The 18,232-nt window shown below is 49.6% G+C and carries 12 protein-coding genes and 1 riboswitch; of the genes, 11 read left to right on the top strand and 1 reads right to left on the bottom strand.

From position 1 onward, the window contains the following. The first annotated feature begins 182 nt into the window (after window positions 1–182). From EBB54_RS24990 to feoB, 5 genes are all read left to right on the top strand, one after another. Window positions 183–1,559 (top strand): amidohydrolase, encoded by a 1,377-nt coding sequence (locus tag EBB54_RS24990; RefSeq protein ID WP_125129437.1) that lies wholly within the window; start codon window positions 183–185, stop codon window positions 1,557–1,559. 52 nt (window positions 1,560–1,611) lie between these two features. Further along, window positions 1,612–3,378 carry an adenine deaminase gene (locus EBB54_RS24995; RefSeq protein WP_125129438.1) on the top strand — a complete coding sequence of 589 codons (1,767 nt, stop codon included), beginning with the start codon at window positions 1,612–1,614 and terminating at the stop codon, window positions 3,376–3,378. Window positions 3,379–3,451: 73 nt separating this feature from the next. Next, window positions 3,452–3,613, top strand: coding sequence for a DUF6440 family protein (locus tag EBB54_RS25000; protein WP_125129439.1), 162 nt, complete (start codon window positions 3,452–3,454; stop codon window positions 3,611–3,613). Window positions 3,614–4,047: 434 nt separating this feature from the next. Beyond that, a complete protein-coding gene (locus EBB54_RS25005; protein ID WP_004081656.1) occupies window positions 4,048–5,238 on the top strand; it encodes an ATP-binding protein in 1,191 nt (396 codons plus the stop codon). 122 nt (window positions 5,239–5,360) lie between these two features. After that, the gene (gene feoB, locus EBB54_RS25010; RefSeq protein ID WP_193554389.1) at window positions 5,361–7,715 is read left to right on the top strand and encodes a ferrous iron transport protein B; all 2,355 of its coding nucleotides are present in this window, start codon (window positions 5,361–5,363) and stop codon (window positions 7,713–7,715) included. Between the two features lie 94 nt (window positions 7,716–7,809). Here the strand turns inward: feoB and EBB54_RS25015 are convergent, their stop codons facing one another. Continuing rightward, window positions 7,810–9,402, bottom strand: coding sequence for an AAA family ATPase (locus EBB54_RS25015; protein ID WP_125129441.1), 1,593 nt, complete (start codon window positions 9,400–9,402; stop codon window positions 7,810–7,812). Between the two features lie 222 nt (window positions 9,403–9,624). Between EBB54_RS25015 and EBB54_RS25020 the strand changes: the two genes are divergently transcribed. The 6 genes from EBB54_RS25020 (at window position 9,625) to EBB54_RS25045 (ending at window position 17,741) form a co-directional block, all read left to right on the top strand. After that, window positions 9,625–10,098: a sigma-70 family RNA polymerase sigma factor gene (locus EBB54_RS25020; protein ID WP_243127806.1), complete on the top strand. Its 474-nt coding sequence runs from the start codon at window positions 9,625–9,627 to the stop codon at window positions 10,096–10,098. Beyond that, on the top strand, window positions 10,088–10,942 hold the full coding sequence (locus EBB54_RS25025; protein ID WP_125129443.1) for a hypothetical protein: 855 nt from the start codon (window positions 10,088–10,090) through the stop codon (window positions 10,940–10,942). Before EBB54_RS25020 ends, EBB54_RS25025 begins: the two co-directional genes overlap by 11 nt. Window positions 10,943–11,171: 229 nt before the next feature. Continuing rightward, window positions 11,172–12,773, top strand: a complete 1,602-nt coding sequence (locus tag EBB54_RS25030; RefSeq protein WP_125129444.1) for an AAA-like domain-containing protein — start codon at window positions 11,172–11,174, stop codon at window positions 12,771–12,773. Window positions 12,774–13,333: 560 nt separating this feature from the next. Further along, window positions 13,334–14,809: a hypothetical protein gene (locus EBB54_RS25035; protein ID WP_125129445.1), complete on the top strand. Its 1,476-nt coding sequence runs from the start codon at window positions 13,334–13,336 to the stop codon at window positions 14,807–14,809. A 192-nt stretch (window positions 14,810–15,001) separates the two neighbouring features. Then, complete coding sequence (locus tag EBB54_RS25040) at window positions 15,002–16,351, top strand: glucose-6-phosphate isomerase (RefSeq protein ID WP_004081673.1); 1,350 nt, start codon at window positions 15,002–15,004, stop codon at window positions 16,349–16,351. A 367-nt stretch (window positions 16,352–16,718) separates the two neighbouring features. After that, window positions 16,719–17,741, top strand: a complete 1,023-nt coding sequence (locus tag EBB54_RS25045) for a hypothetical protein (protein ID WP_125129446.1) — start codon at window positions 16,719–16,721, stop codon at window positions 17,739–17,741. 313 nt (window positions 17,742–18,054) lie between these two features. After that, a riboswitch (purine riboswitch) is annotated at window positions 18,055–18,150 on the top strand. Window positions 18,151–18,232: the final 82 nt, after the last annotated feature.

Genomic DNA, 18,232 nt, shown 5'->3' on the forward strand with positions numbered 1-18,232 from the left:
TGTTTCCATTATACGGAATCCCTGTCAGGAAATCAACATATTTCAGATGCAACGGGTTGGATTGACAAATTGAACAATGTTCGATACAATGAACAAAAGAACTCAGGAAGGCAGATGCCTTCCGGCAGCATGCCGTCTGGCCTTTGGTGGGACGGTGCAATTTGATTCGACAAGGAGGTGGCATGAATTTGGGAGAATCGGGACAGATTTATTTTAAAAATGGTTATATTCTGACCATGAATGCAGTGAACCAGGTGTATGCCTGCGGAAGCCTGCTGGTAGAAGGGGACAAGATCCTGGCGGTGGGAGAGGTGGATGAGCGGCAGCTTTGCAGGGACGCGGAGGTGATCGACCTGCACGGAAAATACCTGCTTCCGGGATTTGTAAACACCCATGTACATACGTCCCAGCAGATCAGCCGCGGGGTCGGGGACGACGTGGACTTTATCACCTGGCTGCACAAGCGGATGTGGCCTTTCGAGAGCAGCATGACAGAGGAAGATTCCTATGTATCCACGCTGATGTGCTGTCTGGAGCAGATCCGGGCAGGGGTGACCAGCTTTGCGGAGCCGGGCGGGCAGTTTGTCAACGGCATGGCAAGGGCGGTGACGGAGGCCGGGCTTCGCGCAAAACTGGCAAAATCCGTGATGGACTGCGGGGAAGGACTTCCCGAGATCTGGCAGCGGACCACGGAGGAAGAACTGGAGCAGCAGATCGACGATCTGAACAAATACCACAATACCGCGGACGGAAGGGTACAGGTGTGGTTCGGGCTGCGCACCATTTTCAACAATACCGATGAACTGATCGTGAAAACCAAGGAGCTGGCCGACAAATACGGCGTGGGCGTGCATATGCACGTGGCTGAAGCCAAGTCCGAGATCGAATATACCCAGGCCGTTTATGGAGAGCCTACGGTCACCCACCTCCATAAGCTGGGCGTGCTGGACAAAAACCTGCTGGCGGTTCACACGGTCTGGCTGACCAACGAGGAAATCGACCTGTTTAAAAAGTATGACGTAAAGGTTTCCCACAACCCGGCGTCGGCAATGCGCGTCCTTGGATTTGCGAAAATCCCGCAGATGCTGAAAAAGAAAGTCTGCGTTTCCATCGGCACGGACGGCGCGTCTTCCAGCAACCGCATGGACATGGTGGATGAAATGTGGCTGACCTCGCTGATTCATAAGGGATGGAGGCTGGATTCCACAGTAGTGCCGTCGGAAGACATTTTGTGCATGGCCACGAAAAACGGCGCCCGGGCGCTGCTGGACGAGGAGGTCTATGGAAGCCTGGAGCCGGGCAAAAAAGCGGATTTGATCGTGATCGACCCCCACGGCCCGTCCATGATGCCGGTCAACGACCGGATCGCCGCGCTTGTGACGGCGATGCATTCCTCCAACATCGAGAGCACGATGTGCAATGGAAAATGGCTGATGAAGGAACGGAAGATCCTGACCCTGGATGAAGAGGCAATATTGAAAGAAGCACAGGAACGAAGCGAAGCGATCTACAAGAGGGCGGGCATCGTACTGCCGGATCGTTTCCCGGTGATCTATTAGAACTGTACACCCAAATGAAACAAGTTTCAGAAAAAAGGAGAACGAACATTCAATGGATAAAAAATTATTGGCGGCAGCAGGCGGACAGGCCCCGGCAGATATAGTCGTAAAAAACGGTAAACTGGTCAACGTGTATACAAAGGAGATTTACGAAGGCGGCGTGGCGATCAGCGGGGATAAGATCGCGGCAGTGGGAGACGTGGAGTATGCCATCGGTGAAGGCACAGAAGTGATTGATGCGGGAGGCAACTATATTACGCCCGGATTCATAGACGGGCACATCCACCCCGAGAGCAGCAGCCTGTCTATCCGCTCCTTTGCGGAACTGGTCTTAAAGCACGGTACCACCGCAGTCATGACAGACCTTCATGAGATCGGTGTAGTGGCCGGGCTGGAAGGGATCGAGGCGGTTCTGGAGGAAGCGGAGGCGACGGATCTGAAGCTGTATTTTGTGGTTCCGTCCCATGTGCCGTTTGCGCCGAACCTGGAAACCAGCGGCGGACATTTTAACCCGGAGATCATCAAAAAAGCCCTGGAGAGAAAGGACGCGGTGGGAATTTCCGAAGTGGTCGGGCCCTACATACTGAACGGTTTTCCGGAACTCATGGAATCCATGGACCATGTGAACCATATGCCGGGAAAAACCTGTCAGGGACATTTGCCGGATATGGAAGGGGCGGCGCTGAATACCTGTCTGGCGGCAGGGGTGACCACGGATCATGAATCGCTGTCCGGCGAAGACGCCCTTGCCCGGCTTCGAAACGGCTGCCATCTGATGATCCGGGAAGGCTCCGCGGCCCGCAATATGGCGGACTGCTTAAAGCCGATCCTGGAGCAGAAGCTGGATACGTCCAGAGTCAGCATCGTGACAGACGACTTACACACCGTAGATGCGGTTGACCGGGGGCATTTGGACGACGCGGTGCGCACCGCCCTGAAAAATGGAGTTGATTTTCCGACGGCGATCCAGATGGTATCCTTAAACGCGGCGCGCGCATTTCATCTGGATGATGAGATCGGCGGACTGGCGCCGGGAAAACGCGCGGATCTCAACATTACCACCGGGGAGGAAGCATTTGAAGTGCTGAGCGTCATTTCCGGCGGAAAACAGATCGTGGACCATAAGAAGTGCCTTGTTTCCTATCCAAAGGCCGAACATAAGCCGTGCCTGCTGAATACGACCCGTTTGAAAAATCCGATTACGCCGGACAGCTTCAAGATCTATGCGCCGGAAGGGGCGAAGAAGGTCCGGGTACAGGTGATGGATACGCTTCCGTGGATTCCCATTACCCAGGGCCGTGAGGCGGTGCTGGACGTGAAAGACGGCGTGGTGCAGTGCGACATTTCCCAGGATGTGCTTTACATCGCGCAGGTAGAGCGGTACGGGATCAACGGAAACGTCGGAAAAGCATTTATGGGAGGGTTCCATCTGCAGGCAGGGGCGATCGCGTCTTCTGTAGGGCATGACAACCACAATGTGATCGTCATGGGAACCAATTTCGAGGATATGGCAAAGGCCGTGAATTACCTCATCGATATCGGCGGCGGCCAGGTGGTTGTAAAGGACGGGGAAATCCTGGGCGCGGTGGAATATCCGGTCTGCGGACTGCTCTCCGACCTGTCCGGGGAAGAATTGGCGGATGAAAAACGGAAGCTGAACGGCATCATTCACGAACTGGGATGCCCGATCACCATTCCGTTTATGTTCCTTTCCTTCATCTGCCTTGCGGCAATCCCGGTGTATGCCATTACGGATGTGGGATTCATCAATGTGCTGACCCAGGAAGTAGTGGATCCGGTGATTGAAGCGGCGGAGTAATGCTCATGTACGGTGAAGAAGCAAGCAACTGAAAACAAGAGACATGGGTAAATCAAGTTTAGGAGGAATACTTATGGAGCGTTTTGAGAAAGTCTATACACAAGGTAAGATAAATTTAATTGAAATATGGGTTGATACAGAAACGGGAGTAAATTATATTTTCCGTAAAGACGGATACGCAGGAGGATTGACACCCTTACTTGATGAGGAGGGGAAGCCAGTCATAACGCCATAATTTACTATTTGTAGAATGATAGTCAGAAGAAAACGGAATCATTTTCCTACATATGAAAAGGCACACAAAGACAGGAAATCAAGAAAAGATTTCCTGTTTTTTTGCGCCCATCCTGGTATTTTGAAAAATCTCGGTAAAAAAGCTGCCAACAGCACAGTTTGAAAAAAATCCAATTGTGCGGCAGCACGGATTTTGCGAATGGATGAATGGGTTGGATTATTTTTTGCAGAAAAGGACATAATAGAATTAAAACAGTTTAATAAATTACAAAAATTAGATAAAGAATAAAAAGTAGTTAATAGAATATTGAAAATATGTAATAGAATTAAATGGATTTAATTCTATTGAAATATAAAGGGAAATATGCTATTATAGATGGAAACCAGAGTTACTGTGAATAGTAACAAACCAGAATGAACCAGGAGGCGGTGAAAATGGTAAAAAGGGAGTTATATCTGAAAGAGATCCGGCCATTTTATGAGTCGGAGATGGTGAAAGTCATTACCGGAATCCGCCGCTGCGGCAAATCGACTCTGCTGCGGCAGATCATTGATGAGGTCAGGGATGCCCAGGTGCCCGAGGAACGCATCCTGTATCTGAATTTTGAGGATTATAAGTTTAAGGCGTACTGCGAGCCGGGCGCATTTTATGAATATGTTGAGTCAAAGCTGACCCGTCAGGAAAAATATTACCTGTTTTTTGACGAGATCCAAAATGTGGACGAATTTGAGCTGGTGGTCAATTCGTTCCGGGCGACGCATGATGTCAGCATCTTCATAACGGGTTCCAATTCCCGATTGCTTTCCGGGGAGCTGGCGACGCATTTGAGCGGGCGGACGGTTTCATTCCGGATACTGCCTTTCAATTTCAAAGAGTTCTGCCAGTTTCATGAAGACCGGTCGGATTATGACCAGCTTCTGGCGGAGTATATGAAGTGGGGCGGTTTTCCACTTGTCTGCAAGGAGAAAGAGGAGCGAAGCAAGGAGATTCTTCTGTCCAATATTTACGATTCCGTTGTACTCAAGGATATCGTGATGCGCAACAAGGTCACGTCCCCGCAGGCGTTGGAGCGGGTGCTGGATTATCTGGTGGGTAATTCTTCCGTCACGGTATCCGGCAATAAGATCTCCGAAGCGATTTCCGATAAGCATCAAAAGGTGTCGGCGCCGACGGTGTACGATTACATCAAATATGTGGAGGAAGCCTGTATCTGCGACAAGATTCCGAGGTACGACATCCGCGGAAAAAAACAGCTTGCGTTTGAGGAAAAGGTCTATGTATGCGACCTGGGATTTTTCTATCTGAAAAAGAACCGTGTAAAGGACGAATACAATTACATTGTGGAAACCATTTGCTACAATGAGCTGATCACAAGGGGTTATAAGGTCTATGTGGGCAAGACGTACCGCGGCGAAGTGGATTTTATCGCCCAGCGGGGGCAGGAGAAGATCTATGTCCAGGCAGCCTATTATCTGACGGATGAGTCGGCGGTCGAGCGGGAATTTGGGGCGTACCGCGTGATTGAGGACAATTATCCGAAATATGTGGTGTCCATGGATAAAGTGCCGCTTAGCAGGGACGGGATCATCCATAAAAATCTGATTGATTTTCTGCTGGAAAGGTGAGTTCCTTTACACTCCGTTTACGGCATGTTATACTAGGAAAGCAGAAACAGTTACCGAACAGAGAGAGGGCTGCAGTTTACGGCAAGGCCGCGGACGGCGCCGAAAGAGGGACAGAAGAGATTATGACATTAAAGGAACTGCCGATCGGCAAAAAGGCGACCATCACCACGGTAGGAGGCGAGGGTGCGCTGAGACAGCATTTTTTGGATATGGGGGTCATTCCGGGGACAGAGATTGTACTGATCAAGTATGCCCCGCTGGGCGATCCGATGGAATTTATGATCCACGGGTACGAGCTTACGCTGCGCCTGGCGGACGCGGAAAAAATAGAGATCCGGGATGTCCGGGACCAGGAACCGGAGACAGAGGAGAGAACCCGCAAGAAGCCTCGTATCGAGCATCCCGGCCTGGGTGAAGGCGGGCGGTATCATGAGAAAGGGACGGAACATCCGCTGCCGGACAGTGCGCTTTTGACCTTTGCGCTGGCAGGCAACCAGAACTGCGGGAAGACCACGCTTTTCAACCAGCTTACAGGCTCCAACCAGCATGTGGGCAATTTTCCGGGGGTGACGGTGGATCGGAAGGACGGGGTGATCAAGGGGCACTGCAATACGCTGATCACGGATTTGCCGGGCATTTATTCCATGTCGCCTTATTCCGGCGAGGAGATGGTGACCCGGGAATTTGTGCTGAAGGAACATCCCAAGGGGATTATCAATATAGTAGATGCCACCAACATTGAGCGCAACCTGTACCTGACCATGCAGCTTATGGAACTGGATATTCCCATTGTACTGGCTTTGAATATGATGGACGAGGTTCGGGGAAACGGCGGCTCCATCCAGATCAACGAGATGGAGGCCATGCTGGGAATCTCGGTGGTGCCGGTGTCGGCGGTCAAGAATGAAGGAACCGACGAGCTGGTGAACCATGCCCTTCATGTGGCAAAATACCAGGAACGCCCGGGCAGGATCGACTTCTGCCGGGAGGATCAGCGGGGCGGGGCAGTCCACAGATGCCTGCACGGGATCATGCATCTGATCGAGGATCATGCCCGGCAGGCAGAGATTCCGGTTCGTTTCGCGGCGAGCAAGCTGGCGGAGGGGGATGCACAGATTCAGGACAGTCTGGGACTGGATCAGAATGAGAAGGAGATGCTGGAGCACATCATCTGCCAGATGGAGAAGGAGAGCGGGATGGATCGGGCGGCGGCCATTGCGGATATGCGGTTTTCCTTTATCCAGGAGGTCTGCGACGCCACGGTGATCAAGCCCCGGGAAAGTAAGGAGCACGCCCGGAGCGCAAAGCTTGATAAAGTTCTGACGGGAAAATATACGGCGCTGCCGGTATTTATCGGGATCATGGGGCTGGTGTTCTGGCTCACCTTCAACGTCATCGGCGCATGGCTGCAGGACATACTGGATCAGGGGATCACCTGGCTGGCGGAACTGGCGGAAAGCGCGCTTACGGCGGCGGATGTGAACGAGGTGCTGCATTCCCTCATCATTGACGGGATTTTCAACGGGGTGGGCAGCGTGCTCAGCTTCCTGCCGATCATCGTGATCCTGTTTTTCTTCCTTTCCATGATGGAGGACAGCGGCTACATCGCCAGGGTGGCCTTTGTGATGGACAAGCTGCTGCGGAAAATGGGGCTCTCCGGGCGGAGCATCGTCCCCATGCTGGTGGGCTTCGGCTGTACGGTGCCCGGGGTCATGGCGACCAGAACCCTGCCGTCGGAGCGGGATCGGAAGATGACGATCTTGCTGACGCCGTTTATGAGCTGCTCGGCAAAACTGCCGATCTATGGATTTTTTACCGCGGTGTTTTTTCCGGAGCATGCGGCGCTGGTGATGATCGGGCTGTATGTGCTGGGTATCCTGCTTGGGATCGTGTCCGCGCTTCTGCTGAAAAAAACGATGTTCAAAGGGGAGCCGGTGCCCTTTGTGATGGAGCTGCCCAATTACAGGATGCCGGGGATGAAAAATGTGGGGCATCTCCTGTGGGACAAGGCAAAAGACTTCCTGCAGAGGGCTTTCACGGTGATTTTCATAGCGACGATTGTGATCTGGTTTTTGCAGACCTTTGATTTTGGGCTGAATATCGTGGATAATTCCCACGACAGTATGCTGGCGGCGCTGGCCGGCCTTCTTGCGCCGGTGCTGCGCCCGCTGGGAATTGGGGACTGGCGGATCTCCACCGCATTGATTACTGGATTTATGGCGAAGGAAAGTGTGGTGGCGACCCTGTCCGTGCTGTTCGGTTCTACGGAAGCCATTGCCGGGGCTCTGACGCCCCTCGCCGCCGCCAGCCTGCTGGTGTTCTGCCTGTTGTATACGCCCTGTGTGGCGGCCATCGCTTCGGTAAAGCGGGAGCTGGGCGGAAAATGGGCGGCCGGCGTGGTGCTGGGCCAGTGTGCAGTTGCATGGGCGGCGGCCGGTGTGGTGCGGCTGATTGGGGTTGTACTGGGGCTGGGCTGACAGAGGCTGGAAAAGCGCGTGCAGCGTTTGAAAATGGAGGGGCGATGCTGATTGCCCCTCCATTTTCAAAATGACCGCTATTAGAGGCGGCCGCTCACTCGAGTCGGACTCTTTCGATCTTACAGGTGTGTGTCCGTCCACTGCCGTTTTCGGCTTTACCATAAGCGATACCGACCAGTATCATATCGCCGCCGTATCCCAGGAGCGCGTCAGGATACCGTTTCTTTTTGATCTGGCTGACGGCGCCTTCTGCAGACTGGTTCCATTTCAATTCGATCACCAGGGCGGGCACAAAAGCCGTTTTCTTTGGAAAGTATACAATATCAGCATATCCGTCCCCGGACGGCAATTCCTCAAATTTTAAATAATAATCTTTGTAGCTGAAATATGCCAGCTTAATGACACTGCGGAGCGACTGTTCATTGTTATAAAAAAGGGGAGCCGTTTCTTCTGCATGGATTTTCTCTATCTGTGCGGCAACGGCTTCGGAATTTCCATGGATCGTATCATAGATCAGTTGGGTACTCTCCCGGACACGGCGGATCGTTTCATCGTGCCTGACCTCCCGGACAGCCCTGAAAAATTCCAGCCGGATTTCTTCATTCGGGATGCGTGCTGTCTGGGTTTCTTCATTATAAGAAAGATAGCCCAGATGGATCAGCAGCGTCAGGACGTCATCCCGGTTACGGAAAGTGATCAGATCATTGGAGAAACCATTGGTATCTACGCCGACTTCAACGCCGCCCAGAAGCCGGGCGATGGTCTTGGACAGGCCGTCAAAATTCAGACCAATGTATCCCATCAGGCTCTCGGCGGCAGAGGTCTCAGTCCAGTAGGAATGAAACCGGCGGTTATACACGGCTTTCATTACCGAATTGGGATTGTAGACGGAACCGGCTCCATTCAGCGTATATCCGTCATACCAATGTTTCATTTCGGAAAAATTACAATCGTATTCCTGGCAGAGCTGGCCGATTTCGCTTTCTGTAAATCCCACATATCTTGCAAACTCTCCGGGGAAAACCATGGAATACTCCTGAAAATCTGAGATTGCCGACTGTGATCCGTCTTTTTTGATTGGAAGGATACCTGTCATATAAGCGGCCGCGAAAATTCTGGATGTGGAGCCGCTGCCCTTGAACAAGGTGCGCAGAAATTCCAGATATTCGTTCCGGATTTCCGGTGTCTCACGGATAGGGGCATCCCATTCGTCAATGATCATGATAAACTTATGCCCGGTAAGTTCCACGGTACGGAGCATGGTGGAAGGAAGTTCATTGCTTGTTTTCAGAGCAGGGTAAGCCTCGGCCAATTCTTCCATGATTTTTTCACTGAGATAGGAAACCGTATTTCGAAAGCCATCGGTAAATGGCTTTATATACGTCATATCCAGATAGATTACGTCATATTTGTTTAAATGCTGCTCATAACTGGCATTCATCTTTGGATCTTCTGCAATCATGAGGTCATGGAATAACGCTCTGGAGTCACAGGTTTTATCATAATAGGCGCACAGCATTTGAGCGGCAAAAGATTTTCCAAATCTCCGGGGCCTGCTGATACAGATGAGCTTTTGTTTTGTCCCGATCACGCGGTTGACCAGGCTGATCATGCCGGACTTATCCACATACCGGCTGTTTCTTATCTCTTCAAATCCACTGTTTCCAGGATTTAGATACATTCCCATGCTTCCAACACCTCCGTGCTTTTGTCTATCAAAAAGTATATCATTCTGCCGCAATGGAAGCAAGCATATTCATTGCAGGCAGGATTTTGCAAATGGATAGGGTTACCGCACAGACGAAATTATTTTTATAAAAAAACGATCTGAGTGTAATGTAGAACATTTCCAGCGTGTCTAAGAAATAAAAGGGGAGAAAAAATGCCGGCAGATCAAAATTTAGAGAGAATGATGAAGGAATATGGCGACGCCATACTGCGCATGTGCTTTTTGTACCTGAAAGACTACCAGCTCGCGGAGGATGCCGTTCAGGAGACATTTATCAAAGCCATGAAATCCTATGACGCGTTTGAACATAGATCAAGCGAAAAAACGTGGCTGATCCGCATTGCGATCAACTGCTGTAAAAATATCATGAGAAGCCGTTGGTTTCAGATTGCCGGAAATGACCTGGGCGGAGAGCGGGAAAAAGCACATGACGATCCAATCGAAGCATTTTTGGAAAAAAACAGCATTTCACGGGCTGTCATGAAACTGAATGCAAATGACCGACAGATTATTGTGCTGTATTATTACCAGGATTTATCTGTGCGGGAAATCGCAGAGGCAATCGGTAAAACGGAAAATGCCGTATTACAGCGCTTAAAGAGGGCGCGGGACAGACTGAAAACAGTTTTAGAGGAGGCAGGATATGGATATTAATATGAAGGATATGATTGACAGGGAACTGGAGCGGATGGTATTAAGCGAGGAAATGAAAAATCGGATCAGAGAGAGGGCGGTTCCCCGGCGAAGGAAGGGGCGGCTGAAATGGGCTGCGGTTTTGGCAGCAGCGGTGATTTTGGGAGGAACCGGAGCCGCGGCCGGGTATCGTATGCTGATTACGCATTCGGTCAATGGAGAGGTACTGCCTGCATTGGATTCTATGCGGGTCGTACAGATTCATTTCCCCACAGGGAATCCCGAACTGCGTGTCCCTGCGGAACAGGAGGTTTCTGCCCGGCAGGGCGGACACTTGTGGACTCAGGATGAATATGGTATGTTTCATAAGGACTTTCACGATTACGGAGAGATTCAGGAAGAACTGGGAATCCATCTGCTGGATACGGAATTGTCTGAAAATAATCCCTGCATGCTGGGGCATATTATGACGGACGGAAAAGATTTTGCGGTCATTACGGTGGAAAATTATATTTTGGGGGACACCGGCAGATATCAGTTTCTGGAAGAGGAAAACAGATATTCCTATGAGAGCGGAAGTGTGTTCCTGTCCCCGATTTCATTGACTGTAAGGCTGGTCCTCAGCGAAGAGCAACTGCGTCAGGGCTGGGATTGGGAATACCTGGGAATGTACCGGCTTGCGGAAAGCTATACCTCTGCCCAGGGCTACAAAGTCAATCTTGTGGAGCGTACACTGGAAAATGGAGACACGGGGGACGCGGTGCTGGAAAAAAATGCGGTTTTTGCGGCGGATGGAATCGAGTATTCTCTGAGAGGAAGGGTTTCTATGGAAACTATGAAGTTGATTGTGGACATGATGAAGTAGGCTGGAAAAGTGGTTACTGTTCACACGGCGTCGTGCACTCTGCTGCACGACGTCCGGCCAATAAAGTAACATTTGCCAAAAGTGCGGCTTGAAGATTTAGTGGAAATGGTGCTGTTTCATTGTTATAATAGAAGTTATATACCCACGGGTACCCCATTATGGCCATGCGGCCGTGATCCAGAGGATCAAATAAAACCAGAAATACCAATTGCGGAAGGAATGTAAAAATATGTGTAAGCATTTTAACACCACCGGCCTGTGCTTCCCGGAGGAGCACTATATGGTCAATATAGACGGACGTCTGGAAGAGATCAGGCAGATGGTTGACCGGGGAGAATATTTTGCGATCAACAGGGCGCGTCAATATGGAAAAACAACGACTCTCAGCCGGCTGGCCGGGCAGCTTTCAAGTGAATACATTGTCTTTTCAATCAGCTTTGAAGGAATGGAGGATGCCGTCTATGAAACTGCGTCATCCTTCTGCCAGCGTTTCTGCCGCCTTTTATACCGTTTTCTGCGGTATAATGAACGCATGACGGACGGAATTTCTGGTCTTTTAAAAGAAGAGCTGCGCCGGATGCAGTCGGATGATTCCGCTGATCTGGAGGACTTATCCGATTTTATATCGGAGCTGTGCGGCCAGTCAGATAAACTGGTTGTCATCATGATTGATGAAGTGGATCAGGCAGGAAATCAGAAAATATTCCTTTCTTTTCTGGGAATGCTCCGCAGGAAGTTTCTGACAAGAAAAACGGAGCCCACGTTTCATTCTGTAATACTGGCCGGAGTATACGATATAAAAAATTTAAAATTAAAGGTTCGTCCTATGGAGGAGCATCAGTATAACAGTCCGTGGAATATCGCGGCTGAATTTCAGGTGGATATGAGTTTTTCCAGAGAGGATATTGCCGGGATGCTCAGAGACTATGAGCAGGATCATCATACCCGAATGGACATCATGAAAATTTCTGAGTTCATATACGATTATACCTCCGGGTATCCGTTTCTGGTATCCAGGCTTTGCCAGATTCTGGATGAACAGATTTTAGGGAAAGAAGGATTTCCGGATTTGACGGCTGTCTGGACGGCGGACGGAGCGGCAAAAGCCGTAAAAAAACTGCTGGCAGAATCAAATACCTTGTTTGATGATATGGTGAAAAAGCTGAATGATTTTCCGGAATTAAGACAGGCGGTTTATGCGATTTTATTCAAAGGGGAAAAGATTTCCTTTAGCGTTTATAATCATGTGTTCAATCTGGGCGTCATGTTTGGCTTTATGAAAGAAGAGAATGACAACATTGTAATCTCGAACCGGATCTTTGAGATGCAGTTGTATAATCTTTTTATTTCAGAGGAATTGCTGGACAGCGTCATGTATAAGTCTGCGGCCAGGGACAAGGACAGAAATCTGTTTATTCGAGATGGCCGGCTGGATATGGAACAGGTGTTGGTCAGATTTACAGAGACATTTACAGATATTTATGGAGATGCAGAGGAGCGTTTCCTGGAAGAAAACGGGCGTCGCTTCTTTTTGCTTTACTGGAAACCTATCATCAATGGTGCAGGCAATTATTATATAGAGTCGCGGACGCGGAATATGCGCAGGACGGATGTGATCGTTGATTTCCGCGGAGAGCAGTTTGTCTGTGAATTAAAGATCTGGCACGGGGAGGAGTATAATAAGCGGGGAGAGGAACAGCTGCTTCAATATCTGGACGACTATCATCTTACGACAGGGTATATGCTTAGCTTTAATTTTAATCAAAAGAAAAACGTAGGAGTACGTAAAATGAAATTTGGAAAGCGGACGATTATTGAAGCGGTAGTCTGAGGACTCCCTGGCGCATCCAGTCATCCAGTTGGAAAGGGTTTCAGGCGTAAGCCTGCATGGCAGACGGTGGAGCGAGGCCGCATTTATTTTGCAAATCTATGCTGATTTTAAAATAATCGTTCGACACAATCCGACAGCATCCGGGAGGAACATGAAGTTGAGAATGCCCTGCTTTCTCAGGTTGAGAATCCGCCTTCGAAACATTCAAGTTGATTAGAAAACGCCTGATTTACGGGCGTTTTTCTTAATTTGAGAATGAAAATAGATTTTTCCGCCGCGCCCTCCGAATGTAGAATTATGTAGAACGTTTTTTAAGGCAAGCCGGCAAAAGTAGAGCTATAATAGGTTCAAACACAAACCGGCATGCGATGGATGCATATTTCCCAGACGGTACATACCGGCAGACGAAAAGGAGCGTTTCCCGGGGCGGGCGGTGGGCCTGCCTGCGGATGCGGCCGCTTCTATGGTCAGCCATTTTCAGCAGCTGCGGTGCTGACTGAGGAAAAAGACACCCGGTGTACGGATGTGTACTATATAAATGAATAGAGGAGGGCTTCGTTATGTTTAATGAAGTAGTGACGGGCACCAATATCGTTTACTATATGATGATAGCGATAGGGGCCATCGGGGTGCTGGCAAAGGCAGTCAACCAGATCACTCTTCGCCGTCTGGTCAGGGCGGCGGGCAATATGCCCAAAAGTACACACAAACTGATAAAGCTGGTGCGGGCGAAATACGAGCATGCACTGATGCTGCACGACCGGGTAGAAAATGCGGAAGCATTTGTAGAAAAATACATATATGAATACAGAGGTTTTTTGCTCAGAATCCATACATGGAGACAGCTTGAGCTGCAGTCCATCTGGTTTTCCGGGATTCTGGCGGCCTTTGGGGGAATTGTCTGGTATATGGAAAATGGATTTTGCGAGCAGGTGTATCGTTATATCAGTCTCGGGGCGGCGGAAATGGTTCTTTTGTTTGTTGTCAGCCAGCTCTCGGACGAGCAGTACAAGATTGAAGCGGCAAAAAATTACATGGTGGATTATCTGGAAAATGTATGCGCCATGCGCCGCCGCAAAGCCCGCCAGTCGGAGAAAGACCAGATCAATATTATTCAGCCGGAAACCTCCCAGGCGCTCCGTGCAAATGGACGTGAGGAGGGAAACGGCGCAGGCGGCGGGAAGGAAACTGCCGCTGGAAACGGATTTGTGAAGGGAAAAAAAACGGCAGGTGGAAGCCGGGCGGCGTTGGGGCGGAGCGATTCTCACGCAAAGCAGGGGGCAGAGTCCAGAGAAGCCCAGGAGGCGCCGGGCTTGTCCATCAGTATCGAAGGTGAGCCGCGCAGAGCCAGGGCGGGGGTATCAGGAGATACGGAACCGCTGTACGAAAGCGCGGAGGAGCTTGCCAGGGTAGCGGGTATATACGAGGAGGAGATCGGATCAGATTCGGAAACCCCGCCTGCATATGGAAATGTAACCGCAATGAGGACGGAGCCTGCTTCTGAATATGAAGGCAGTGCGGCAAAAAGCCAGTCTGTTTCCGGCTATGGGGGAGCCGCGGCGAAAGGGGGCAATGCGTCCCCGGCATATGGATCGGCTGCCGGAAGGGGGGTGAGCGCTTCCGGGGCCCCAGGCACAACCCAGATGAAACGGATTCCCGGCAGATTCCAGGATGTGGTGCAGAGGATGATCGAGGACACTTCCGAATACGAGGAAGTTCTGGAAGGGCCGCCCTTGCCGGATGAATCGTCCCGTCCCGCAGGCCATCCGGATATGGTCCGGGCTGAAGGGGAGAGCATCCCGGACAAGCTCCGCCAGGCCGCGGATTACCTGGAAGCGGACGCCTCTTATGGAGAGGGGGACGAGGACGATATGAGAGAATATGACAGGGTAAGGCGCAAAAACCGGAAGAAAGGGGACGCGGCAAGGCAGGTGATCCGCCGCACCATGAAAGGAAACCCGGAACTTCTGGAGCGGGAGGATTCGACTCTGAAGGAAGAAGCAATCCGCCAGATCCTGGAGGAATTTCTGGCATAAACGAAAGCTTTTATCTTGAATAACAATGCTATATTTGGTAAAATATGTATAGCGTGGTACCAAAGGATTACTGTTTGCGGCATCCTGCACTTTGCTGCAGGACATCCGGCCGGCAGAACAGCGGCCGCCCGGAGATTTTCAGAGGACAGGCAGTAATACCGCAGAGTACGGAAGCAGAAAGGAAGGGTAACGATGGCTAACAAAGTAACATTTGATTATTCAAAGGCAACAGGTTTTATTCAGGAACATGAGATGCAGTATATGAGCGAGCTGGCGGCACAGGCGAAGGACAAGCTTGTATCCAAGAGCGGCGCGGGGAATGACTTTGTAGGATGGGTCGATCTTCCGGTGGACTATGATAAGGAAGAGTTTGCCCGCATTCAGAAGGCGGCAGACAAGATCCGTGAGGATTCCGAAGTACTTCTGGTGATCGGGATCGGCGGCTCCTATCTTGGGGCGAGGGCCGCAATCGAGTTTTTAGGACATTCCTTTGCAAATGTGGTTTCCAAAGACGTCAGAAAATCTCCGGAGATCTATTTCGTAGGAAACAGCATCAGCAGCACATACATCAGCGACCTGATCGAAGTTGTGGGAGACAGAGATTTCTCAATCAATATGATATCCAAGTCGGGAACAACGACAGAGCCGGCGATTGCCTTCCGTGTATTTAAAGAGATCCTTGAAAAGAAATATGGAAAAGAAGAAGCGTCAAAGAGAATTTACGCGACCACCGATAAAGCAAGAGGAGCTTTGAAGAATCTTGCAACAGAAGAGGGGTATGAGTCCTTTGTCGTGCCGGACGACGTCGGCGGACGTTTTTCCGTACTGACGGCAGTCGGCCTGCTCCCCATCGCAGTCAGCGGTGTGGACATCAACGAGCTGATGGAAGGCGCGGCAGCAGGAAGAAAGGCCGCTTTGGAAAATGATTTCGCAGAAAATGATGCAATGCAGTACGCGGCAGTCCGCAACATCCTCCTTCGTAAAGGAAAAACAGTAGAAGTTCTGGCGAACTATGAGCCAAGCCTGCATTATGTATCAGAGTGGTGGAAGCAGCTCTATGGAGAGAGCGAGGGCAAGGACCAGAAGGGAATCTTCCCGGCATCTGTTGACCTGACAACAGACCTGCACTCCATGGGACAGTTTATTCAGGACGGCAACAGAATCCTGTTTGAGACCGTATTAAATGTGGAAAAATCCAGGGCGGAGATCGTGATGAACGAGGAACCGGTTGATCTGGACGGCCTCAATTATCTGAAAGGAAAGACCGTTGATTTTATAAATAAGAGCGCCATGAACGGAACCATTCTTGCCCACACAGACGGCAATGTTCCGAACCTCATGGTGAAGATTCCGGAGCAGAGCGCATTTTATCTGGGACAGTTGTTCTACTTCTTTGAGTTCGCCTGCGGCGTGAGCGGATACTTACTCGGCGTGAATCCGTTCAACCAGCCGGGCGTGGAGAGCTACAAGCGGAACATGTTCGCACTGCTCGGAAAACCAGGATATGAAGAAGAAAGAGAAGCATTGTTGAAAAGATTGTAAGAGGTTGTAGGAAGTTCTAAGATAGAGGGTGGATGATTCCACCCTCTTTTAGGGATAGCTGCAGGCCGCTCCCGGTCAGGGGGCGGCCTGAGTTACAGGTACATCTGGTCAGGTGATCTGTAACCTGTAACCACCACCAGTAACGATGATCCAGAAGATCATTTTATTTTATCTTGGTTTCTACGGAAAATTATGATAGAATAGAAAAAAGCATATTTTCTAAAAGTTCTTTTTATCTCAGACATATCATGCAAGGGATTTCATCCCCTGTCCTTTCAGAAAATTCGTGCTTTTATCCAGATGAGCAGGAGGTTTTCTGAAACAGAAGCGAAAATCTCCTGACAAAAACAGAATAAGGAGGTTTTCTATGGAGCTGAAGAAAAAAGAAACCGATGCGACGTATTGGCATCCCGCGTTTTTTGCCGGAATCCAGATTGAACTGGAAGAGGACGCGGACAACCTGGTGTTTGAAAATGAGCACCAATTGGGGACAAAACCGATGGAGATTGATGTGCTGATCATCAAAAAAGAGACGGACAGGCCCGTGAAGAAAAATATCGGAAGGATCTTCAAAAAGCATAATATCATCGAATATAAAAGTCCTGATGATTCTCTCAATGTGGATGATTTTTACAAGGTCTACGGATACACCTGCTTTTATAAAGCAGATGCCCGGTATGTAAACAGCATTCCCGCGGACGAGCTGACCATCACTTTCGTGGCGGAAAAATATCCCCGGAAGCTGATCGAGCATTTGAAGAATGTTAAAAAATATCGGGTCGAAGAAAAAGAAAAGGGAATTTATTATGTGTACGGAGATTTGATTCCCATCCAGATCCTGATCACGAAAAAATTATCCGCAGAGGAAAATCTCTGGCTGAAAAGTCTTACCAATAAGCTGAATGAGACTGCGGCAGCTGAGAAGCTGATCGAGAACTATATGGATCATAAAGAAAGCAGCCTGCATCGGTCGATGATTGAGACGATCATGCGTGCTAATCAGAAATTATTTCAGGAGGTAAATGGTATGAGCGATATTTTTATGGAAATCGTACAGGAGAAATTTGATCGGAAGCTGAAGGAAGAAGTGGACAAAGCTGTGGAGGCTGCCGTAGAGGAGGCTGTAGAGGTTGCCGTAGAGGAAGCTGTGGCTGTTGCTGTAGATGCTGCCGTAGAGGAAGCTACAGAAAAAGCCGTAAAAGAAAAGCTGACCGAACGAATTTCCCTGATTCGGAAAAAATGCGCCAGAAATAAATCGCTTGTACGTATCGCCGACGATCTGGAGACGGATACAGATGAAATACGTTCCCTCTATGAAGTCATTTCTAAGAACCCTGAAAAAACAGTGGAAGAACTATATCAGATCATTTCCGGGAAAGCACAGAAATAGCATGGGGTGTACAGAGCCACGGAAATTATAATGAAAATCAACAGAATGTTTTATCACACATTGTTGGTTACTGCTCACACCCTTTCCGGGTGCTCACAGCAACGAATCCGGCCTATTTAAAGTTGCCTTACGGCAAGAGGCCGGATTCCAGCCCCAGTACTGTACTGCCTGTGACCGTGCAGTGTAGTGCACGGTCCAGGAGTGAACAGTAAGTGTTGTGTGCATTTTCGACAAAATTTAAAATTAGATTGACATAAAATTGTATATTGTGGTAAGATATTATTAACAAAAAATAAAAAGAATAAAATTTTAATGCATAAGTATTTTGGAAACTTATATATGTCCGAGATTGGTCGGACGTTTCTACTAACTACCGTAATAGTTAACTATAAGTTTTCATATCGGGAACGGATTTGGGTATGCATGTCGGGTTGCAGGTAAACCAGGTCGGACAGATATGAAACTTTGGGAGGACGGCGGTAGTTTTTTGT

This window comes from Schaedlerella arabinosiphila, assembly GCF_003885045.1.
Classification (GTDB): Bacteria; Bacillota; Clostridia; order Lachnospirales; family Lachnospiraceae; genus Schaedlerella; species Schaedlerella arabinosiphila.

Excerpts from the sequence above, each read along its gene's own strand:
- EBB54_RS25005 (WP_004081656.1), top strand. The coding sequence starts at position 4,048 with ATGGTAAAAAGGGAGTTATATCTGAAAGAGATCCGGCCATTTTATGAG.
- EBB54_RS25030 (WP_125129444.1), top strand. The coding sequence starts at position 11,172 with ATGTGTAAGCATTTTAACACCACCGGCCTGTGCTTCCCGGAGGAGCAC.
- EBB54_RS25020 (WP_243127806.1), top strand. The coding sequence starts at position 9,625 with ATGATGAAGGAATATGGCGACGCCATACTGCGCATGTGCTTTTTGTAC.
- feoB (WP_193554389.1), top strand. The coding sequence starts at position 5,361 with ATGACATTAAAGGAACTGCCGATCGGCAAAAAGGCGACCATCACCACG.
- EBB54_RS25015 (WP_125129441.1), bottom strand. The coding sequence starts at position 9,402 with ATGGGAATGTATCTAAATCCTGGAAACAGTGGATTTGAAGAGATAAGA.
- EBB54_RS25045 (WP_125129446.1), top strand. The coding sequence starts at position 16,719 with ATGGAGCTGAAGAAAAAAGAAACCGATGCGACGTATTGGCATCCCGCG.
- EBB54_RS24995 (WP_125129438.1), top strand. The coding sequence starts at position 1,612 with ATGGATAAAAAATTATTGGCGGCAGCAGGCGGACAGGCCCCGGCAGAT.
- EBB54_RS25040 (WP_004081673.1), top strand. The coding sequence starts at position 15,002 with ATGGCTAACAAAGTAACATTTGATTATTCAAAGGCAACAGGTTTTATT.
- EBB54_RS25035 (WP_125129445.1), top strand. The coding sequence starts at position 13,334 with ATGTTTAATGAAGTAGTGACGGGCACCAATATCGTTTACTATATGATG.
- EBB54_RS24990 (WP_125129437.1), top strand. The coding sequence starts at position 183 with ATGAATTTGGGAGAATCGGGACAGATTTATTTTAAAAATGGTTATATT.
- EBB54_RS25025 (WP_125129443.1), top strand. The coding sequence starts at position 10,088 with ATGGATATTAATATGAAGGATATGATTGACAGGGAACTGGAGCGGATG.
- EBB54_RS25000 (WP_125129439.1), top strand. The coding sequence starts at position 3,452 with ATGGAGCGTTTTGAGAAAGTCTATACACAAGGTAAGATAAATTTAATT.